Below are 773 nucleotides of genomic sequence, written 5' to 3'. Positions count from 1 at the left end.
ATCGCCCTATTCAGACTCGCTTTCGCTACGGCTACCCCTCACGGGTTAACCTCGCCACATATCGCTAACTCGCAGGCTCATTCTTCAAAAGGCACGCTGTCACAGCTACCAAGGCTGCTCCAACGGTTTGTAAGCAAACGGTTTCAGGTACTATTTCACTCCCCTCCCGGGGTACTTTTCACCTTTCCCTCACGGTACTTGTCCGCTATCGGTCATCTGGGAGTATTTAGGCTTATCAGGTGGTCCTGACAGATTCACACGGGATTTCTCGGGCCCCGTGCTACTTGGGATACTCTTCGCGCCAAGAGAAGCATTTCGACTACGGGGTTATCACCCTCTATGACCCGCCTTTCAATGCGGTTCGTCTATACCTTCTTGTAACGCCGGCTGCTCGGCAGAGCAACCTGAAAAGTCCCACAACCCCGAATACGCAACTCCTGCCGGATATCACACGTACTCGGTTTAGCCTGTTCCGGTTTCGCTCGCCACTACTCACGGAATCGCGGTTGCTTTCTCTTCCTGTGGGTACTGAGATGTTTCACTTCCCCACGTTCCCTCTACCCGCCCTATATATTCAGGCGGGAGTCACTAGGTCGGCACGCCGCCCAGCGGGGTTTCCCCATTCGGACACCCTCGGATCACAGTGTGCTTATCCACTCCCCGAGGCTTATCGCAGATTGCTACGTCCTTCTTCGGCTCCAGATGCCAAGGCATTCACCGTTTGCTCTTAAAGACTTGATGTCACATGAGTTCTATCAGAATCGACGTGAACC

Annotated in this window: 1 rRNA gene; it reads right to left on the bottom strand. The window is 53.7% G+C overall.

Going from position 1 to position 773, the window contains the following annotated elements:
- Nucleotides 1-741 (bottom strand): 23S ribosomal RNA (locus Q0653_RS14005); the annotation flags it as partial.
- Between the last annotated feature and the right edge of the window lie 32 nt (nt 742-773).

This window comes from uncultured Microbacterium sp., from assembly GCF_947488465.1.
In the GTDB taxonomy this organism is placed as follows: domain Bacteria; phylum Actinomycetota; class Actinomycetes; order Actinomycetales; family Microbacteriaceae; genus Microbacterium.
This window is presented reverse-complemented; position numbering and strand designations above follow the sequence as displayed.